This is a genomic window from Streptomyces sp. NPDC090088, from assembly GCF_044747345.1.
GTDB lineage: Bacteria > Actinomycetota > Actinomycetes > Streptomycetales > Streptomycetaceae > Streptomyces.
Map to the genome: position 1 here is coordinate 518,254 of NZ_JBIVDZ010000004.1, position 18,861 is coordinate 537,114.

Annotated in this window: 13 protein-coding genes; 10 read left to right on the forward strand and 3 right to left on the reverse strand. The window is 69.7% G+C overall.

Features of this window, described 5'->3' with window-relative positions:
• Positions 1–177: 177 nt before the first annotated feature.
• Both ACIPSJ_RS22395 and ACIPSJ_RS22400 read right to left on the reverse strand, forming a co-directional pair.
• Positions 178–2,439 (reverse strand): glycoside hydrolase family 3 C-terminal domain-containing protein, encoded by a 2,262-nt coding sequence (locus ACIPSJ_RS22395; RefSeq protein WP_401348071.1) that lies wholly within the window; start codon positions 2,437–2,439, stop codon positions 178–180.
• Positions 2,440–2,590: 151 nt separating this feature from the next.
• Complete coding sequence (locus ACIPSJ_RS22400) at positions 2,591–3,256, reverse strand: TetR/AcrR family transcriptional regulator (RefSeq protein WP_401348073.1); 666 nt, start codon at positions 3,254–3,256, stop codon at positions 2,591–2,593.
• A gap of 99 nt (positions 3,257–3,355) precedes the next feature.
• Between ACIPSJ_RS22400 and ACIPSJ_RS22405 the strand changes: the two genes are divergently transcribed.
• Complete coding sequence (locus ACIPSJ_RS22405; protein ID WP_401348075.1) at positions 3,356–4,276, forward strand: alpha/beta hydrolase; 921 nt, start codon at positions 3,356–3,358, stop codon at positions 4,274–4,276.
• A gap of 52 nt (positions 4,277–4,328) precedes the next feature.
• Here ACIPSJ_RS22405 and ACIPSJ_RS22410 read toward each other — a convergent pair whose 3' ends face one another.
• The gene (locus tag ACIPSJ_RS22410) at positions 4,329–5,300 is read right to left on the reverse strand and encodes an NAD(P)H-dependent flavin oxidoreductase (RefSeq protein WP_401348078.1); all 972 of its coding nucleotides are present in this window, start codon (positions 5,298–5,300) and stop codon (positions 4,329–4,331) included.
• Positions 5,301–5,555: 255 nt separating this feature from the next.
• On the opposite strand from ACIPSJ_RS22410, the gene ACIPSJ_RS22415 reads away from it, so the two are divergent.
• The 9 genes from ACIPSJ_RS22415 to ACIPSJ_RS22455 all read left to right on the forward strand — a co-directional run bounded on the left by ACIPSJ_RS22415 (position 5,556) and on the right by ACIPSJ_RS22455 (position 18,850).
• On the forward strand, positions 5,556–6,962 hold the full coding sequence (locus ACIPSJ_RS22415; protein ID WP_401348081.1) for a 4-hydroxyphenylacetate 3-hydroxylase N-terminal domain-containing protein: 1,407 nt from the start codon (positions 5,556–5,558) through the stop codon (positions 6,960–6,962).
• A gap of 12 nt (positions 6,963–6,974) precedes the next feature.
• Entirely contained in the window at positions 6,975–8,069 is a 1,095-nt protein-coding gene (locus tag ACIPSJ_RS22420) for a CaiB/BaiF CoA transferase family protein (RefSeq protein ID WP_401348082.1), read from the forward strand.
• A 10-nt stretch (positions 8,070–8,079) separates the two neighbouring features.
• A complete protein-coding gene (locus tag ACIPSJ_RS22425) occupies positions 8,080–8,853 on the forward strand; it encodes an enoyl-CoA hydratase (protein ID WP_401348084.1) in 774 nt (257 codons plus the stop codon).
• 32 nt (positions 8,854–8,885) lie between these two features.
• Positions 8,886–10,049: an acyl-CoA dehydrogenase family protein gene (locus tag ACIPSJ_RS22430; protein ID WP_401348086.1), complete on the forward strand. Its 1,164-nt coding sequence runs from the start codon at positions 8,886–8,888 to the stop codon at positions 10,047–10,049.
• 1,025 nt (positions 10,050–11,074) lie between these two features.
• Positions 11,075–12,592 (forward strand): ABC transporter substrate-binding protein, encoded by a 1,518-nt coding sequence (locus tag ACIPSJ_RS22435; protein WP_401348088.1) that lies wholly within the window; start codon positions 11,075–11,077, stop codon positions 12,590–12,592.
• A 63-nt stretch (positions 12,593–12,655) separates the two neighbouring features.
• The gene (locus tag ACIPSJ_RS22440) at positions 12,656–13,597 is read left to right on the forward strand and encodes an ABC transporter permease (protein WP_401348090.1); all 942 of its coding nucleotides are present in this window, start codon (positions 12,656–12,658) and stop codon (positions 13,595–13,597) included.
• Positions 13,594–15,411 (forward strand): dipeptide/oligopeptide/nickel ABC transporter permease/ATP-binding protein, encoded by a 1,818-nt coding sequence (locus tag ACIPSJ_RS22445; protein WP_401348092.1) that lies wholly within the window; start codon positions 13,594–13,596, stop codon positions 15,409–15,411. Before ACIPSJ_RS22440 ends, ACIPSJ_RS22445 begins: the two co-directional genes overlap by 4 nt.
• Entirely contained in the window at positions 15,408–16,271 is an 864-nt protein-coding gene (locus ACIPSJ_RS22450; protein ID WP_401348093.1) for an ATP-binding cassette domain-containing protein, read from the forward strand. The genes ACIPSJ_RS22445 and ACIPSJ_RS22450 overlap by 4 nt, the downstream gene beginning before the upstream one ends.
• A 71-nt stretch (positions 16,272–16,342) precedes the next feature.
• Entirely contained in the window at positions 16,343–18,850 is a 2,508-nt protein-coding gene (locus tag ACIPSJ_RS22455; protein WP_401348096.1) for a glycoside hydrolase family 3 protein, read from the forward strand.
• Positions 18,851–18,861: the final 11 nt, after the last annotated feature.

The following is an 18,861-nucleotide window of genomic DNA, read 5'->3' on the forward strand; positions in this document are numbered from 1 at the left end:
CGCACATGACAGCCGACGTCGGCGAGGGCCTCCGGGATTGTTGTGGCGCGGTGGCGGGTGGCGTCGCTGACCGGTCTGGCCGAGGACCCTGGTGGCACAGCCGCCGCACGTTCACGTGTTCCGATGGTTGCCTGGCGGGACGGGGCGACGGGCGCACGGTTCAACCCATCGGACGGCTCAACGGGTGCTCTCCAGCATGCGGACCAGGTCTTGCTCCGCCAACTCGATGCCGGGGAAGTTCAGCAGCTGTCGAACCGGGACCGACACGACGTGATGGATCATGTCGGAGTTCAGCTCGCTCGCGCGCCGGCGCTCCTCGGACATTCCCGCCGCCATGGTCTCCCGCAGCAGAGGCCCGAGGACCGGGTGACCGAGCCACTCGCCGAAGGACGAGTCCAGGGAGAGTTCCTTGGTGGAAGCATCGCCGGGCAGTGTGACGGACCGCTCCGCGACGATGCGCGCGGCGCTTTCGCCGATCTGGATCCGGTATTCGCCGGCTGCCACCGTCCACCTGCTGTTCTCGACGTCGTAGTAGGCGAACGCCCTGCGTTCCAGGGCCAGTTCGACCACCCGGGTCTCACCCGGCGCCAGCGAGACCTTGGCGAAGGCACGCAGTTCGCGGGCGGGACGGCGCACCGGTCCGGCGGTCGTGGCGACGTAGGCCTGGACGACATGCCTGCCCGCCCGGTCGCCGGTGTTGGTGACGGTGACGCGCGCGGTGGCGGTGTCGTCCCCGGTCGCCTCGACCGTCATGCCGGTGGTCGCGAAGGTGGTGTAGCTCAGCCCGTGGCCGAACGGGTAGCGCACGGCGCGCTCGACGGTCCCGTAGTGGCGGTAGCCGACCATGACACCTTCGCCGTACCGCACGTGCCCGGCCTCGCCGGGAAAGTTGGTGTAGGCGGGGGTGTCCTGGAGCCTCAGCGGGATGGTCTCCGCCAGGTGGCCGGACGGATTGACGACTCCGAACAGGACGTCCGAGATCGCGTGGCCACCCCCCTGGCCCAGCAACCACCCTTCCACGATGGCGTCCACGTCGTCGTGCCAGCCCTCCAGGGAGACGACGCCGCCACCGGACACCACCACGACGGTCCGCGGTGCGGCGGCGGCCACGGCACGGATGAGCTCGATCTGCTCCGCCGGCAGGTCCAGGGTCTCCCGGTCCCTGCCCTCCGTGTCCCCGTTCCCGGCGACGAACACCACCGCGACATCGCTGTCGGCCGCGATACCGACGGCCTCCCCGAGCAGTTCCACGGAAACGTCGTCGCCGTCTCCGCATGCGTCGTCGGTGGTGAATCCCCGTGCATGGCGTACGGATTCCCCGACGTCCCGCATCGCCTCCAGTGCGCTGTCGGCGCGGGTGGCGTTGATCCGTGAACTGCCGCCCCCCTGGTACAGCGGCCGGGCGGCGACCTCGCCGATCACGGCGATGCGCGAGTTCACCCTGAGGGGAAGGACGTCGGCACCGTTCTTGAGCAGGACCACGCCCTCGGCGGCGAGTTCCCGGGCGAGCGCGTGGTGCTCCTCCTCAGGTATGCCGGCCGTCCCGGCGACAGCATCCGAGGTGGCCAGGGACCTGGCGAGGGCCGCCACTCGCCGCACACCGGTGTCGACGACCGCCTCAGCCAGCTTCCCGTCGCGAACGGCCTGTTCGACCTTCGCGTCGTTCGCGTCGCTCGGACCCGGCATCTGCAGATCGAGACCCGCGACGAGAGCGGCGACGCGGTCGTACACGCCGCCCCAGTCCGAGACCACCACGCCCTCGAAGCCCCATTCACCCCGCAGTACGTCGGCGAGCAGCCGGTGATGCTGGGACATCGGGACACCGTTGACCCGGTTGTACGCGGTCATCACCATCACGGGCCGGGCCTCGGTGACCACGCGTTCGAACGCGGGCAGGTAGATCTCGCGCAACGTCCGTTCGTCGACCTCCGCGCTCACCCGCATGCGGTCCGTCTCCTGGTTGTGCACGGCGAAGTGCTTGACCGAAACGCCTACGCCCTGTGCCTGCAGTCCGCGTACATGTGCGGCTCCCAGCACGCCCGACAGCAGCGGGTCTTCGGAGTAGTACTCGAAATTGCGCCCGCACAGCGGAGAGCGCTTGATGTTGAGTCCCGGCCCCAGCACGACGTGCACGCCCAGGGCACGGGCCTCTCGCCCGATCGCGGCCCCCACGCGCGCGGCCACCTCCGGATCCCAGCTGGAGGCCACCGCGACCGCGGGCGGAAAGCAGGTGGACGGCCAGCTGGCGTGGAAGCCCAAGTGGTCGGCGGCCGCCACGTCCTGACGGCGTATCCCGTGCGGGCCGTCGGTGAGAACCAGCGAAGGGATCCCGGCGTCCGCCAGCGGCGCGGTCGACCAGAAGTCACGGCCCGAAAGCAGCGAGACCTTTCGCTCCAGCGGCAACGCGGCAGGGTCGACGACAGGTCCTGTGGTCGGCATGAACGCGTCCTCTCCAGGCGGCGGCGTGCGGTGGCGCGGACCTCCAACTGAAAATTTACCACTATTCAAAATTCACTGACAGGACTCCGGCGCACCGATACCCGGGAGTGTGAGGCGAACGCCCCCTGTCACGACTCCCGCGTGCTCGCCGTCACCCGGCGGAACCGATCTCCCCCGCCGTCTCCCCGGCGCGCGGTTCGGAGCCGGGCACCTCCGGGCCCGCGCACAGGCGCATGAACACCTCGGCCAGTCGGGCCAGATCCAGGGTCGGGTCGAACAACCACTGCACCTGCAAGCCGTCGAGAACCGCCATGAGCAGCCTGGCCATGTCCTCGGCCGCGACGTCGCCCCGCGCACGCGCTTCCAGCTGTCGCGCCTCGAGCCCCTCGGCCACCACCGACGTGAGATCGCTGTACCGCTCGACGAAGAACTCGTGACCCCGGTGCTGGGGATCGGTGGCCGCGCTCATCAGAGTCACGTAGAGCTTGATCAGACCGGGCTGCTCCATGTAGTGACGGACTCCGGCCACAAAGCTCTCGTCCGCCCTGGCGCTTCGGGCGACCTCGGTGTTCAGCACGTCACGGCGCTCCAACGCCGCCAGGAGCAGTTCCTCACGCGAGGAGAAGTAGTACATCAGCGCCGGCTGCTTCACGCCCACGCGGTCCGCGATCTCCTGGAGCGACGTACCGCGGTCACCCAGTTCGGCGAACGCCTCCAACGCGGCATCCAGGATGCGCTCACGCCGCTCGATGCTCTTGCGGTAGGGCCCGCGCGGTTTCCTGGAAGTGGTCACGCGCCGACGATACTCGACGCGCACAGCCCCTCCCGGGCGCCGACGGGGGCCGCGACCCGCGCGAGGTGATCCAGAGGCGCGCACTCCTTACGCCGACGTTATACGAACGTATAGCATCGCGACATGGCCGATGAAGGTGTGCTCGATCCCTGGGTTGCCGACTGGCTCCAGCAGAACTCCCGGCAGATCCCCATCAAGGACATCTACCTCATGGCCCGTCCGACGGAGTCTCCGTTCCCCGTGACCCGCGCGCTGCCCCACGTCGACGACGAGGTCGTCTCCGGGATCCCGGTGCGCATCTACCGGGGGGAGAGCCGACCGACCGGGCTCGTCGTCTACTTCCACGGCGGCGGCTGGTGCACAGGCAGCATCGGCCTCATGGACAACGTCGCACGCGAGCTCGCCCACGCCACCGGCGCTGTCGTGGTGTCCGTCGAATACCGCCTCGCACCCGAGCACCCGTTCCCGGCAGGGCTCGACGACTGCGAGACGGTGACCCGTTGGGCGCTCGCCAACACCGCCCGTTTCGACGTGCCGCCGTCGAACGTCCTCATCGCCGGGGACAGCGCCGGGGGGAACCTCGCGGTAGCGCTCACCCTGCGACTTCGCGGCGCCGCCGGCGTCCGGCTCGCCGGCCAGGTCCTCATCTACCCCTCCGTGGCCGCGCCGACCGCGAACTTCCCCTCCCAGAAGGAGTTCTCGGGCCTCAACATGGCCGCGGAGGACGCGGAGTGGATCTGGAACGCGTACAGCGGGGGCCGGGACCTGGCCGACGATCCGCATGCCGCCCCCTTGGCGGCCGAATCGCTGGCAGACCTGCCGCCGGCCTTCATCGTCCTCGGCGGCTGCGACTTCCTGCGCGACGAAGGGCGCGCCTACGCCGCGCGGCTGCGCGACGCGGGCGTCGATGCCGAAGACGTCTGCTTCCCGGGCCAGATCCACGGCTTCATGAATCACATGTTCCCGGCGGCGGCCGACGCCTTCGAGCAGATCGGCAGCTGGGTTCGACGACGCTGCGACGCCACCGACCCCCGCCTTCCGTAGCCCGTACGACCGACACACGAGGAAGGGCGGGCCGGAGCAGAGCGGGCGACTCTCAGGTGAGCACGCCGGCGAGACGGCCCGCGATCAGCGCGTGCGCCTCGGTGACGATGCGGCCGATCAGGTCCGCGACCGTCGGGATGTCGTGGATGAGCCCCTGGACCATACCGGCGGTCCAGATGCCCAGATCGGGATCGCCCACCTCGTACACCCGTCGGCCGCGGGCCCCGGCCACGAGGTCGCGGACGTCCTCGAACCTCCCGCCCGCGTTCAGAATCGAGACGACCTGCTCGCTGACCGCGTTGCGGGCCACCCGCGCGGTGTTCCGCAGCGGCCGGAAGATCAGGTCGGTGTCCCGCTCATCGGCCTCCACCACGCGTCGCTTGACGTTGTCGTGCACGGGCGCCTCGACGGTGGCCAGGAACCGGGTGCCCATGTTGACGCCGTCGGCGCCCAGGGCGAGCGCCGCGACCAGCCCGCGGGCATCGGCGAATCCGCCGGAGGCGATCATCGGGATGGTGATCTCCTTCGCCGCGGCCGGGATCAGCACCAGGCCGGGGATGTCGTCCTCCCCCGGGTGGCCCGCGCACTCGAAGCCGTCGATCGAGATGCCGTCCACGCCGAGTGCCTGCGCCTTCACGGCGTGGCGGACGCTGGTGCACTTGTGCAGCACCTTCACCCCTCCGGCATGGAACGCCGGAAGGTGCTCGGCCGGGTTGGCCCCGGCCGTCTCCACCACCGTCACCCCCGCCTCTACGATCACGTCCCGGTACTCCGCGTAGGGCGGCGGACTGATCGACGGCAGGATGGTCAGGTTCACCCCGAACGGCCTGTCGGTCATGTCACGGCAGCGGGCGATCTCCTTCGCCAGGTCCTCCGGCGTCGGCTGGGTCAGCGCTGTGATGAATCCCAGCCCGCCGGCGTTCGCAACCGCCGACACCAGCTCGGCACGGCCCACCCACTGCATCCCGCCCTGGACGATCGGATACTCCACTCCGAACACGTCGCAGAACCGTGTACGCACCATGTCGAGGTTCCCTTCCGCTCTGCGGATTTCCCGGACACACTAGCGGCCCTATCGATCGATAGATAATGTAATGACGGACGCCTCGCCCCATCGAGAGTCCGTGCAGCCAGACCTCTATATCAACCGATAGATATCCGGAGATGGTGACGGCAGCCGGTCGGGGGCGGCGTGCAGCCGGCACCGCAACCCACCGTGGACAAGGTGCGAAGGCCGCGGCGGACCATCAGCCCCCGACCGACACGGAAAGAGCGACCGATGACTTTGCGCACCGCCAAGGAGTACCGCGAGGGCCTGCGGGACGGCAGGACCGTCTTCTATCGCGGCCGCCGCGTACCTGACGTTCTGCGGGAGCCCGAACTGTCCGTCGCGGTCGATCACTCCGCGCTCTGCTACAGCATCGCCGACCGGCACCCGGAACTCGCCGTCGCCCAGGGACCCGCCGGCGCCTACTCGGCCTTCTACCAGGTGCCGCGGACGGCCGAAGACCTCAGAACCCGCGGTCACCTCATCGAGACCGTGTCCTCCCTGGGAGCCGGCACGATCGTCCTCAAGGAGGTGGGCAGCGACGCCCTGTTCGCCCTCCTGCGCGCGCTGGACGGGGAAGGGCTGGAAAAGGCGCGCGCCTACCACCGGCGGGTGTGCGACGGGGACCTGGCACTGGCGGTGGCGCAGACCGACGTCAAGGGCGACCGGTCGCTCCCTCCGCACCGGCAGGCCGATCCGGACCTCTACCTCCACGTCGTCGACGAGGACGCGGAGTCGATCACGGTGCGCGGGGCCAAGTGCCACACCTCCTTCTCCGCGAACGCGGACGAACTGATCGTCCTCCCGACCCGTGCCATGGGGCCCGAGGACCGGGACTACGCGGTCTCGTTCGCGATTCCCGTCGACACCCCCGGCCTCCACCTGTATGTCTCGCCGTACTCGGCCGGGGAGCGCAACGACTTCGACTTCCCGCTGTCGTCGAAGCACAAGCTCCTGGAGAGCCTGACGGTGTTCGACAACGTCCGCGTGCCGAAGGAGCGAGTCTTCCTCGACCGCCGCCCCGAGCTGGCCGGCCCACTGGCCATCTCGTTCGTCGACTACCACCGATTCACGGCCATCAACTACAAGCTGCCGCTGCTGGACGTCCTCGTCGGGTCGGCCTCGCTCATCGCCGAGTACAACGGCATCAGCCGGGCCGGCCACGTCAGGGACAAGATCGCCCAGCTGATCGCCTACGCCGAGACCGTCCGCGGCCTCGCCGAGCTGGCAGCGGTCCGCTCGCGGCCCGGACAGCACGGCATCCAGCAGCCCGACCCGCTCGCGGTCAACACCGCCAAGTACACCTTCGCGCACGGCTTCCACGACGCCGTCGCCAAGCTCATGGACCTCTCCGGCGGCCTGCTGGTCACCGGCCCCGGCGGGGAGGACTGGGCCGACCCCGACATCCGCGCCGTACTGGAGAAGTACTACGCAGCCGCCGTCCCTGCCGAGCAGAGGCTGCGGATGCTCAACTTCATCGGCGATCTGACCGCTCGTGACTACGGCGGCTACCAGGCCGTTCTGGCTACCCATGCCGAAGGGTCGCTGGAGGCCGAGAAGATGCAGATCGCCCGCTCCTACGACCCCGCCCGGGCCCGCGAGTACGTCGCCCGGCTCGCAGACCTGGAACTCGGCTGAGGGGGTGGCAGGATGACGGGACCTCTCGCAGGGCTGCGCGCCGTCGAGCTGGCCGGCATCGGTCCGGGACCTCACGCGGCCATGATCCTCGCCGACCTCGGCGCCGACGTCGTTCGTGTCGAACGACCGCGTGGCGGGCTCGACGTCACCGACGGCAGACCGGACCACCTGCTGCGTGGGCGCAGGTCCGTGGCGGCCGACCTCAAGACGCGCCAGGGCCGCGAGCTGGTGCTCCGGCTCGTGGCCCGGGCCGACGTGCTCATGGAGGGGTTCCGGCCGGGGGTCGCCGAACGCCTCGGTGTAGGTCCCGAGGACTGCCACCGGGTCAACTCGCGCATCGTGTACGGGCGGATGACGGGCTGGGGCCAGGGCGGCCCGATGGCGCAGCGAGCCGGACACGACATCAACTACATCAGCCTGACCGGCGCCCTGCACGCTGTCGGACGGCCCGCGGAACGCCCGGTGCCTCCCCTGAATCTCGTCGGCGACTTCGGCGGCGGCTCGATGTTCCTCCTGATCGGGATCCTCGCCGCACTGTGGGAACGGGAACGCTCGGGCGAGGGCCAGGTCGTGGACGCGGCGATGGTCGACGGCACCAGCGTGCTGTTGCAGATGATGTGGAGCATGCGGGGCCAGGGCACCTGGTCCGACGAGCGGGGAGCCAACCTGCTCGACGGCGGCGCACCGTTCTACGACACCTACACGTGCCGGGACGGCCGGCACGTAGCCGTCGGAGCAATCGAGCCGCAGTTCTACCGGGCTCTGCTCACCGGGCTCGGACTCGACCCGGTCTCGCTGCCCGAGCAGCGAGACCGGTCCGGGTGGCCCGCGCTGCGGGACCGGCTCACCAGGGCCTTCCTCACACGTTCCCGCGACGAGTGGGCCGAGGTCTTCGCCGATGTCGATGCCTGCGTCACTCCGGTCCTGGCCCCCGGTGAAGTGCCGCACCATCCCCACCTCGCGGACCGCTCCACCCTCACGGAGATCGACGGCGTACTGCAGGCTTCGCCGGCACCGCGCTTCTCACGGACCGCCCCGCAACAACCGGCCCCTCCCCCAGCACCCGGGCAGGACACGGACGCCGTGCTCGCCGACTGGAAAGCCTGAAAGGTCCCCGATGGCAGCCCCCATCCTCGTCGAATACGACAGCCCCGTACTGCGGATCACCTTCAACCGGCCGGAGCGCCTGAACGCTCTCACCACAGGGATGCTGACTCTTGCCGCGGATGCGGTGGAGGCAGCCGGCAGTGACACCGGCGTCAGGCTCGTGGTACTCCGCGGGGCAGGACGCGCCTTCTGCGCCGGGGCCGATCTCGCCGGGGACGCGGACGGGACGCTGCCCGGCACCGATACGATCGACGCCGCGAACCGGCTCACGCTGGGCCTACGGGAAATTCCCCAGCCCGTCCTGGCTGCCGTGGGCGGACCCGCGGTCGGCGTCGGCTGCTCCGTGGCTCTCGCCGCCGATGTGACGGTGGCCCGGGCGTCGGCTTACTTCCTCCTCGCCTTCGCCCAGGTCGGCCTCATGCCCGACGGCGGTGCCACCGCACTCGTTCCCGCCGCGATAGGCCGTGCCCGCGCGACCCGTATGGCGATGCTCGCCGAACGCGTTGCCGCACCCGTTGCCGAAGAATGGGGCCTGATCACTCACTGCGTGCCCGACGCCGCCTTCGACGACGAAGTCGAGCGGCTGACACAGCAGCTCGCCCAGGGCCCCACAGCGGCGTACGCCCGGGCCAAGCACGCCGTCAACGCGTCGTCGCTGGCGCAGTTGCGGAGTGCTCTGGACATCGAACGTGAAGGCCAGACACAGCTGTTCGCCACGGCGGACTTCGCGGAGGGTGTCGCCGCCTTCCGCGAGAAGCGCCGCCCCGAGTTCTCCGGAAAGTAGGCCCGGCCCGCCGGCCGGACAAGGAGCCCCCCATGGAACGCAACCTGTACACCCCGGACCACGAGGCCTTCCGTGACAGCGTCCGGACGTTCGTCGAGCGCGAGGTCGCACCTCATTTCCAGCAGTGGGAGGAGCAACGCCTCGTCGACCGCCGGTTGTGGCAGGCGGCCGCCCGGCAGGGCATCCTCGGGCTCGCCGTGCCTGAAAAGCACGGTGGAGGGGGTGAGCGCGACATCCGCTTCCGCGCGGTGGTGATGGAAGAGCTGGCCGCGATCGGTGCCGCCTCGGTGCAACTGGGCCTCAGTCTCACCGAGGACATCGCGATGCCCTACTTCCTCGAACTCACCGACGAGGACCAGAAGCGCCGCTGGCTGCCCGGTATCGCGGCCGGAGAGCTGATCTCCGCCATCGCCATGACCGAGCCGGACGCGGGCAGCGACCTGCAGGGCATGCGCACCACCGCAGTGCGCGAAGGTGATCAGTGGCTGCTCAACGGCGCCAAGACGTTCATCACCAACGGGATCCAGGCCGACCTCGTCGTCGTCGCCGCACGTACCGACCCCTCCGCCGGGTCGAAGGGGATCAGCCTCTTCGTGGTCGAACGGGACACTCCCGGGTTCAGCCGGGGCCGGAAGCTGGAGAAGATCGGCCTGCACGGCCAGGACACCGCTGAGCTGTTCTTCCATGACGCCCGGGTGCCCGCCGCGAACCTGCTCGGCGAACCGGGCACCGGGTTGCGCAGCCTGATCCGGTGCCTGCCGCGAGAGCGCCTCGCGATCGCGATGAACGCCCAGACCGCCGCGGAAGCCGCCTTCGGCTGGACCCTGGAGTACGTGCGTGAGCGCAAGGCCTTCGGCCGGCCGATCGCCTCCTTCCAGCACACCGCCTTCACCCTCGCCGAACTGCGCACCGCACTGGACGTCAGCCAAGCGTTCATCGACCGGGCGATGCTCGCCCTGAACGACGGCCGGCTAACCGTGGAGGACGCGGCCAAGGCGAAGTGGTGGGCGACCGAACTGCAGCAGCGGGTGACCGACCGTGGTCTTCAACTCCACGGTGGCTACGGCTACATGACGGAGTACCCGATCGCCCGTGCCTTCCTCGACGGCCGTGTCCAGTCCATCTACGGCGGCACCAACGAGATCATGAAAGAGATCATCGGCCGACAGCTGATCCGCCCGCGGAAGGCACGATGACCACGACGCAACCCGCCGCCGTACTGGAGCGGCATGGTCATACCGCGCTGATCACGGGTGCCGGCGGCGCCATACGGCTGCCGCGTGTCATCCCCCGCAGCACAGCGCTGGAGATGCTCCTCACCGGCGAGCCGATCACAGCGGCCACCGCGGAACGCCGGGACCTGGTCAACAGGGTGGCATCCGTCGCTGCCGGCGCACCCCTGGCCCTTGGTTCCGTCAAGCGCCTCGTCCACGCTTCTCCCGGCCTGGATCCGACCGGGAAGCCATCGCTTGGGCCGCCAACGACTCCGAGTGGCAGCGAATCAGCGCCCGTGCGGACGCCTCGGAGGATCCCCGAGCCTTCGTGGAGAAGCGCGAGCCGCGATAGAACGCATTGCGCGGGTACCGCAGCTACCCGCCTGAAAGTCCCGAGTTCAGGGGCGACTCGGCCCCCACCGGAGGGCGTGTGAACCAATACACCTTCACGACGACGATCCCCTCCGGCGAACCTGCCGGCAAATCTGAAGGAATTCCGCCACTGGACGACATAAAGAACTGACCAAACTCGTAGCGGCACCGCTCCGGAAATCTGGGAATTTTAACCAGAGACAGACGGACCATCGACGCACCTCGTCGCCACAGCCCTGTGGAGGTGACGGAAACACCCAATACCGCACCATGCACCACCAGGCCCACCAGGCGCCAATACCGTGCAGCGCACCCTGTCGGGAGCGGGGTTGTCGCAGCTGTCACGGCGCACAGTGGACCTTTCCGTAAACCCAGCTGCCGGGTAGCTCCGACCGCCAAGGCCGGAATTCCGCGCCGCCGTAGCACGATTTCGGCGCAGGCCCGTGCGGCTTTTCGGCGTTCTCGCACGCGACTTTCGCGTGATCGACGCGGCCCCCGAAGACTCTGGGCGAAAAAACCGAACACCGACCTAGCGGTTGGTCGGATTTCGGTCTACGTTATGCGTCACCTCGCCCCGATGCGCGGGGTGCCAGGACACATTTCCGTCCCCCAGGACACGCCGAGAGGACGCACCATTGCTCAGCACGAAGAGGCTTTCCGGGGCCGCGGCCGCCGCCGCGATGACACTGGCACTGGCAGCATGCGGCGGCGCGCAGAGCGGCAGCGACCAGAGCGGCACACTGACGCTGGGAGCGCTGCTCGCTCCCTCGACGTTCGCCGCCAACGCCGCCAACTGGGGCAACGAGTCACCCTACTTGCAGGCCGCCTACGACACCCTGCTGCGTGAGTCGCCGGACGCCGGGATCGAGCCCTGGCTGGCCACCAGCTGGTCGTACGACTCCAGCAGGACCGTACTGACCATGAAGCTCCGCAACGATGTGACGTTCACCGACGGCACGAAGTTCGACGCCGCGGCCGCCGCCAAGAACGTGCTGCGTCTGAAGGACGCGTCGGCGAACAAGTCGAACCTGGCCGCCATCAAGACGGCGACCGCCGTGGACTCCACAACCCTGCGGATCACCCTCACGGTGCCCGAGCCGGCGCTGCTGCACTATCTCGCCCAGAACGCGGGCCTGATGGAGAGCCCGAAGCACTTCGGCACCTCCGACGAGAAGACCAACCCGGTCGGCTCCGGTCCCTACATCCTGGACAGGGGCGCCACCGTCGCCGGCTCGAAGTACGTCTTCACCAAGAACCCCCACTACTGGGCGAAGGACGAGCAACGGTTCACCAAGGTCGTCATCGGCGTCTACACGACCCAGGCCGCGGTGAACGCCCTGCAGGGGAAGCAGATCGACGGCGCCCAGATCGATCCCGACCACCTCAAGCAGGTCAAGGCAGCCGGGTACGGCGTGCAGGTGAAGCAACACGACTGGACCGGCCTGCTCCTCCTCGACCGGGACGGCAAGCTGAACCCCGCCCTGGGCAAGGTGCAGGTACGCCAGGCGATCAACTACGCCATCGACCGCGCCGCCATCCTGAAGACCGTTCACGGATACGGGACGGTCACCGGTCAGGTCTTCGCCAAGAACGACCCGGCCTACATCGCGGAACTCGACGACCAGTACGCCTACAACCCGGCCAAGGCCAAGCAGTTGCTCGCCGCGGCCGGCTGTCCCAAGGGCTTCACCCTGCAGATGCCGCTCATCCAGGGTGTCAGCGGCTCCTCGCAGTTCGACCTGATCAAGGAGTACCTCGGCGCGGTCGGCATCAAGGTCGACTATGCGGCCGAGCCGGTGAACAACCTCATCGCCGATCTGCTGGCGCCGAAGTTCGCCGCGAGCAAGATGTCGTTGAACCAGGACCCCACCGCCTGGCAGACCGCCAACGTGGAGATCGCGCCGAGCGCGGCGTTCAACCCCTTCCACACCCAGGATCCGAAGGTCGACAAGCTGCTGGAGACCATGCGCAGCGGCAGCGAGACCGAGGCGCTCGCGGCCGCCAGGCAACTGAACCACTACGTCGTCGACCAGGCCTGGTTCGCCCCGTTCTACCGGGTGGACACGATGTACGCCGTCAGCAAGAACATCGAGGTCACCCAGCAGAGCGACAACGTCGTCCCCTACCTCTACAGCTACAAGCCAAAGGCCTGATCCGTCGCGGGTGGGCCGCTCCCCGTCGTGGCGGCCCACACCTCCCGTCTCACAAGGACCTCGATGCTCCGGTTCGTGCTCCGGCGGCTGGCCTCAGGTGTCGTCCTGACAGTGGCCACCTCCGTCGTCACCTTCTTCCTTCTCTACGCCGCCGGCGGAAACATCGCCCGGCGCATCCTCGGGCCGCAGGCCACCACGGTCGGCATCCGGGCCAAGCAGCACGAGCTCGGCCTCGACCGACCGATTCTGGCCCAGTTCGGCCACTGGGTCTCCCACGCCCTGCGCGGTGACTTCGGCTCGTCGTGGTTCGACAACCTGCCGGTCACCCAGGTGATCGGCGACCGGCTGCCGGTCACGCTCTCGCTGGTCGTCGGGGCCACGCTGGTCACCGCGGTCGTCTCGGTACTCCTCGGGGTACTCGCGGCCCGTCGCGGCGGCTGGATCGACCGGCTCGTGCAGTTCGTGTCCATGCTGGGCTTCGCCGTGCCGAGCTTCCTGGTGGCGATCGCACTCGTGCTGGTCTTCGCCATCAAACTCGGCCTGGTCGCCCCCACGGGCTACACGCGCTTCACGGACTCCCCCAGCGGCTGGCTCTCGTCGATCGTCCTTCCGGTGATCGCCCTGTCGATCGGCAGCGTGTCGGGCGTCGCCCAGCAGATCCGTGGTTCCCTCCTCGACGCCCAGCGCCAGGACTGGGTCCGCGTCCTGCGCAGCCACGGACTGCCTGAATCGCGCGTGCTGTACCTGCACGTGCTGCGCAACGCCGCTGGTCCGGCGCTGTCCGTCCTGGGGCTCCAGTTCGTCTCGCTGATCGGCGGTGCGGTGATCGTGGAGCAGATCTTCGCGGTCGCCGGCCTGGGCCAGGCCGCTGTCAGCGCCACCAGCCAAGGCGATGTGCCGGTTGTCATGGGGCTGGTGATCGTGGTCGGCGCCATCGTCGTCGTCCTCAACCTCCTGGTCGACCTGCTGCTGGGTTGGCTGAATCCGAAGGTGCGCCGCGCATGACCACACAGCATCCCCCGCAAGACCTCGCACCGGCCCCGCTGCCGGAAGGCCCCGCGCGCGTCCCGCCGTTCCGCCGGCTGCTGCGCGATCCGACCGGGGCGGTGTCACTGGTCTTCCTGATCCTCCTGGCGATCTCGGCGGTCCTCGCGCCGCTGCTGGCCACGCACGATCCGAACACCGCCTCGGCGAACGACATCCTCGCCAAGCCGAGCGGCGACCACTGGCTGGGCGCCGACAGTTCCGGGCACGACGTCTTCTCACGCCTGCTCTACGCGTCACGGCCCACCCTGACCGGCGCGCTGGTGGCCGTCCTCGTCGCCGCGGCGGTCGGAATCACGATCGGCCTGATCTCCGGCTACTACGGCAAGTGGCTGGAGAGCGTCGCGTCCTGGGTGGCGAGCATGCTGATGGCACTGCCCGGCATCGTCGTCCTGTTGGCGGCGCGATCGGTGCTCGGCCCCTCGGTCCTCACCGCGATGACGATCTTCGGTGTGCTGCTGTTCCCGACCTTCTACCGGGTGGTCCACGCCAGCGTCTCGGCAGTGCGGCAGGAGCTGTACGTCGACGCCGCACGTGTCGCGGGGCTGTCCGACGGCAGGATCATCGCCAGGCACATCTTCACCGCGGTACGCGCGCCGGCGATCATCCTGGCCGCCGGTGTCGCCGGCGTCGCCATCGCTGTTCAGGCGGGCCTCGACTTCCTGGGCCTGGGGGACCCGAGCCAGGCCACCTGGGGCGGCATGCTGCAGGACGCGTTCGCCGGCATCTACACCGCCCCGATGCAGCTGCTGTGGCCCAGCATGGCGCTCGGCCTGACCTGCATCGCGCTGGCCCTGCTCGCCAACGCGCTCCGCGACGCGCTCAGCCACACCGGTGACGAGCCGGTCAGGTGCCGTACGCGCCGCGCATCACCGGCTGTCACGGTCACGACCGTACCGGCCATCGTTCACGACGAAACGGGCGCAGCCATGGGCCCGGAGCTCCTGGCGCTCGATGCCCTCTCCGTCGGCTACGACAGGCCCGACGGCTCGGTGAAACCCGTCGTGCAGGGCGTTTCCCTGAGCATCCGGCGAGGCGAGGTGCACGGGCTGATCGGCGAGTCCGGCTCCGGCAAGACCCAGACCGCGTTCTCGATCATGCGCCTGCTCCCTCCGGGAGGACGGATCACGGGCGGGACCATCGCGTTCGAGGGCAGCGATCTGGCGCACCTGTCCGAGAAGGAGATGAACCGGCTGCGCGGCCTCAAGATCGCCTACATCCCGCAGGAGCCGATGAGCAGTCTCGACCCCTCCTTCACCGTCGGCCACCAACTGGCCGAGCCGATGCGGGTCACCAAGGGCATGCGCCGGGCCGAAGCGAAGGAGGCGGGACTGGCGCTGCTCACGCGGGTGGGGATTCCCGACCCTCGGCGCACCTGGGAGGCATACCCCCACGAGATATCGGGGGGCATGGCCCAGCGCATCCTCATCGCCGCTGCCGTCTCGTGCCGTCCCGATCTGCTCATCGCCGACGAGCCCACCACCGCCCTCGACGTGACCGTGCAGGCGGAGGTGCTCGACCTACTGCGCGATCTGCAGAAGGAGTTCGCCATGGCTCTGCTGCTGGTCACCCACGACTTCGGTGTCGTCGCCGACCTCTGCGACCGCGTGTCGGTCATGCGTGACGGGCGGATCGTCGAGACGGGCCCCATGCGGCAGGTCTTCGCCGATCCCCGCCACGAGTACACCCGCGCGCTGTTCGACGCGATCCTCGACGACAGCCGGCCCCGTGGACCGCTGGCCGCTCCGTCCGCCGCACAGGGAGCGCCGTCATGACCGATCGACTGCTCGACGTCGAGAACCTGGTGGTCGAATACCCGGGTCGGGGCTTCGGCAAGAAGCCCTTTCGCGCTCTGCACGGCGTCACGCTCGACATCCGACCCGGCGAATGCGTCGGACTGGTCGGCGAGTCCGGCTCCGGCAAGACCACCCTCGGCCGGGCCGTCCTGGGCCTCGCCCCGGTCACCGGCGGCGCCGTCCACTACCTCGGCCGGGACATCAGCCATCTGTCCCGCAAGGATCGGCGGGCGCTCTCCGACGACATCCAGGTCGTCTTCCAGGACCCCTACTCGTCGCTCGATCCGGCGATGACGATCGGGCAGATCCTTGCCGAGCCGCTGACCGTCCGACAGATACCGAAGGTCCGGGCGGCGCGGCGCGTTCACGAGCTGCTCGACATGGTTCGTCTGCCGGCGGACAGCGCCGGCCGGCTGCCGCGCGAGTTCTCCGGGGGGCAGCGGCAGCGCATAGCGATCGCCCGGTCCCTCGCCCTCGGGCCTCGACTGATCGTGTGCGACGAGCCTGTCTCCGCCCTGGACCTGTCCACCCAGGCCCGGGTGCTGGCCCTGCTGCAAGAGATCCAGGAGACGACCGGGGTGGCCTACCTGTTCGTCTCGCACGACCTCTCGGTCGTACGACACCTCTCCCACCGTGTGGCGGTCATGTACCGCGGCGAGATCGTCGAGTGGGGCGACGGCGACGAGGTGACCGGTAGGCCCGAGCACCCGTACACCCAGCGGCTTCTCCTCGCCGCGGCGGTGCCCGACCCGGTGCTGCAGGAGCGGCGTCGGACCGAGCGGCAGCGCCTGCTCAAGAGCGGGCGACAGCAGAGCGGGCCGACCGACGCCCTCGCATGACCACCGACGCTCTCGCACGACCACCGGGGCGCAGCACGAGCCCCAGCACCTTCTCCGAGAACGGACCCTCGATGCCCTCCCACGTCACTCCCGCCGCCGAGATCGGACAGCCGACCCCGAGCACCGCGGCAGTCCCGGGCGACCGCCTCTCCGACGCTCCGCTGCTCGAAAAGCTGGCCATGCTCACCCTTGAGGAGAAGGTGCAGCTGATCACCGGCCGCGATCTGTGGACCACCTGGCCGATGGAGAGGATCGGACTGCGCCGCATGCTCGTCTCGGACGGACCGTCCGGCGTCCGCGGTGAGGTGTGGGACGAACGCGACCAGTCGCTCAACCTGCCCTCGGCCACCGCCCTCGCCTCCTCGTGGGACCCGGACCTGGCGCGGCGCTACGGGGCGGCGGCGGCGGTCGAGGCCCGGCGCAAGGGCGTCGACGCTGTCCTCGGCCCCACGATCAACCTGCACCGCTCCCCGCTGGGCGGCCGGCACTTCGAGTGCTACAGCGAGGATCCCGTACTGACGACCGAGCTCGCCACCGCGTACGTGACGGGTGTGCAGGACAACGGCGTCGGCGCCACCCCGAAGCACTACGTGGCCAACGACTTCGAGACCGAGCGCTTCACCGTCGACGTCCGTGCCGACGAGCGCACGCTGCGCGAGCTGTACCTGCTGGCCTTCGAGAAGGCGGTGACCGAGTCGCGGCCCTGGTTGCTGATGAGCGCCTACAACGCGGTCAACGGGACCCCCGCGACCGAGAACCCGCTGCTGCGGACCCCGCTGAAGGACGAATGGGGTTTTGACGGTGTCGTCGTCAGCGACTGGACGGCCGTGCGCAGTCTGGAGTCGGCGAAGGCCGAGCAGGACCTGGCCATGCCCGGTCCCGCCGGGCCGTGGGGCGCCGCGCTGGTCGAGGCGGTCCGCCGGGGCGAGATCGCGGAGGAGGTCGTCGACCGCAAGGTGCTGCGCGTCCTGCGGCTCGCCCGGCGGGTCGGTGCGCTCGACGGCTCGGCTCCGGCCGAACCGGTCTGGGTCGAGGACGGTATCGCCCTGGCCCGGCACGCCGCGGCCGAGGGCAGCGTGCTCCTGGAGAACCGCGGTGAGCTGCCCTGGGACGGTGGGACGTTGCGCAAGGTCGCGGTGATCGGCGAGAACGCCCTGGCCGCGCGCACGCAGGGCGGTGGTTCCGCGACCGTGATGCCCGAGTACACCGTCTCCCCGCTGGAAGGGCTGCGGGCCGCGCTGCCCGATGCCGAGGTCAGCTACTCGGCCGGGGTGACCACCCCCATCGGCGTGGTGGAGCTGCCGCCGGCACAGATGACCAACCCGGTCACCGGCAGCCCGGGCCTGCGGGCCCGGTTCCTCGCAGAGGACGGCAGGGAACTGTTCACCGAGGACCGTCTCTGCGGCCACCTCGTCTATCTGGGCGGCAAGGCGCCGGTCGGTGAGAGCCGGACCTTCGAACTGGCGACCAGGTACACCCCGGCCGAGTCCGGCACCGTGCGGCTCGGCTTCGCGCTGGCCGGTTCCGGCCGGCTCTACGTCGACGGCCGCCTGCTCGTCGAGGCCGTGCTCGACGCCGACGAGGACCCGGGATCGGGGCTCCTCTCCGCGCCGTCCACATCGGCCGAGTTCAAGCTGACCGCCGGGGTCCCGCTGGACCTGCGGCTGGTCTACGACCTCGTGGACCGCACCGGCCTGGGCACGCAGGCGATGTCGGTACGTCTGGGCAGCGAGCCCGCTGCCGTCGACGGTGACGCACTGATCGCCGAGGCTGTCAGTACGGCGGCCGAGGCGGATGTCGCGGTCGTCGTCGTCGGCACCAACTCGCTCGTCGAGTCGGAAGGCCACGACCGCACATCGCTGTGTCTGCCCGGTCGACAGGACGACCTGGTCCGCGCGGTGGTCGCCGCCAACCGGCGCACCGTGGTGATCGTGAACGCCGGCGCCCCGGTTCTCATGCCCTGGCGCGACCGGGTCGCCGCACTGCTCGTCGGCTGGTTCGGCGGACAGGAGTTCGGCAACACCCTCGCCGACGTGCTCCTCGGCACCGTCGAGCCCGGCGGACGGCTCACCACCACCTGGCCCGCCGAGCAGGCCGACGTCCCCGTGCTCTCCTGCACGCCGGAAAACGGGGTGGTCGAATACGGCGAAGGCATCCACATCGGCTACCGGGCCTGGCTCAGGGCCGGGACGCAACCGGCGTACTGGTTCGGCAGCGGCCTCGGCTACACGGTCATCGACCCGGTCGAGGTGTCCGCACCACCGGCCGCGGCGCCCGGTGAGGTGGCGACCCTCCGCGTCCGGGTGGCCAACCGGGGCGAACGCGTGGGCAAGCAGGTCGTGCAGGTGTACGCCGAACGGCCGGACAGCGCCGTCGACCGGCCGGTGCGCTGGCTGGTCGGCTCCTCCCCCGTGGTCGTACCGGCCCGAGGGACCGCCGAGGTGGAGGTCGCCGTACCCACCCGCTACCTCGCCCACTGGGCGGACGGCTGGGCCTACGAGTCCGGCGGATTCATCCTCCGGGTGGGCACCTCGGCCGTCGAACTCCCGCTCCGGACAACGCTGGTGGTGTCCGGATGAGCGGCACGTCC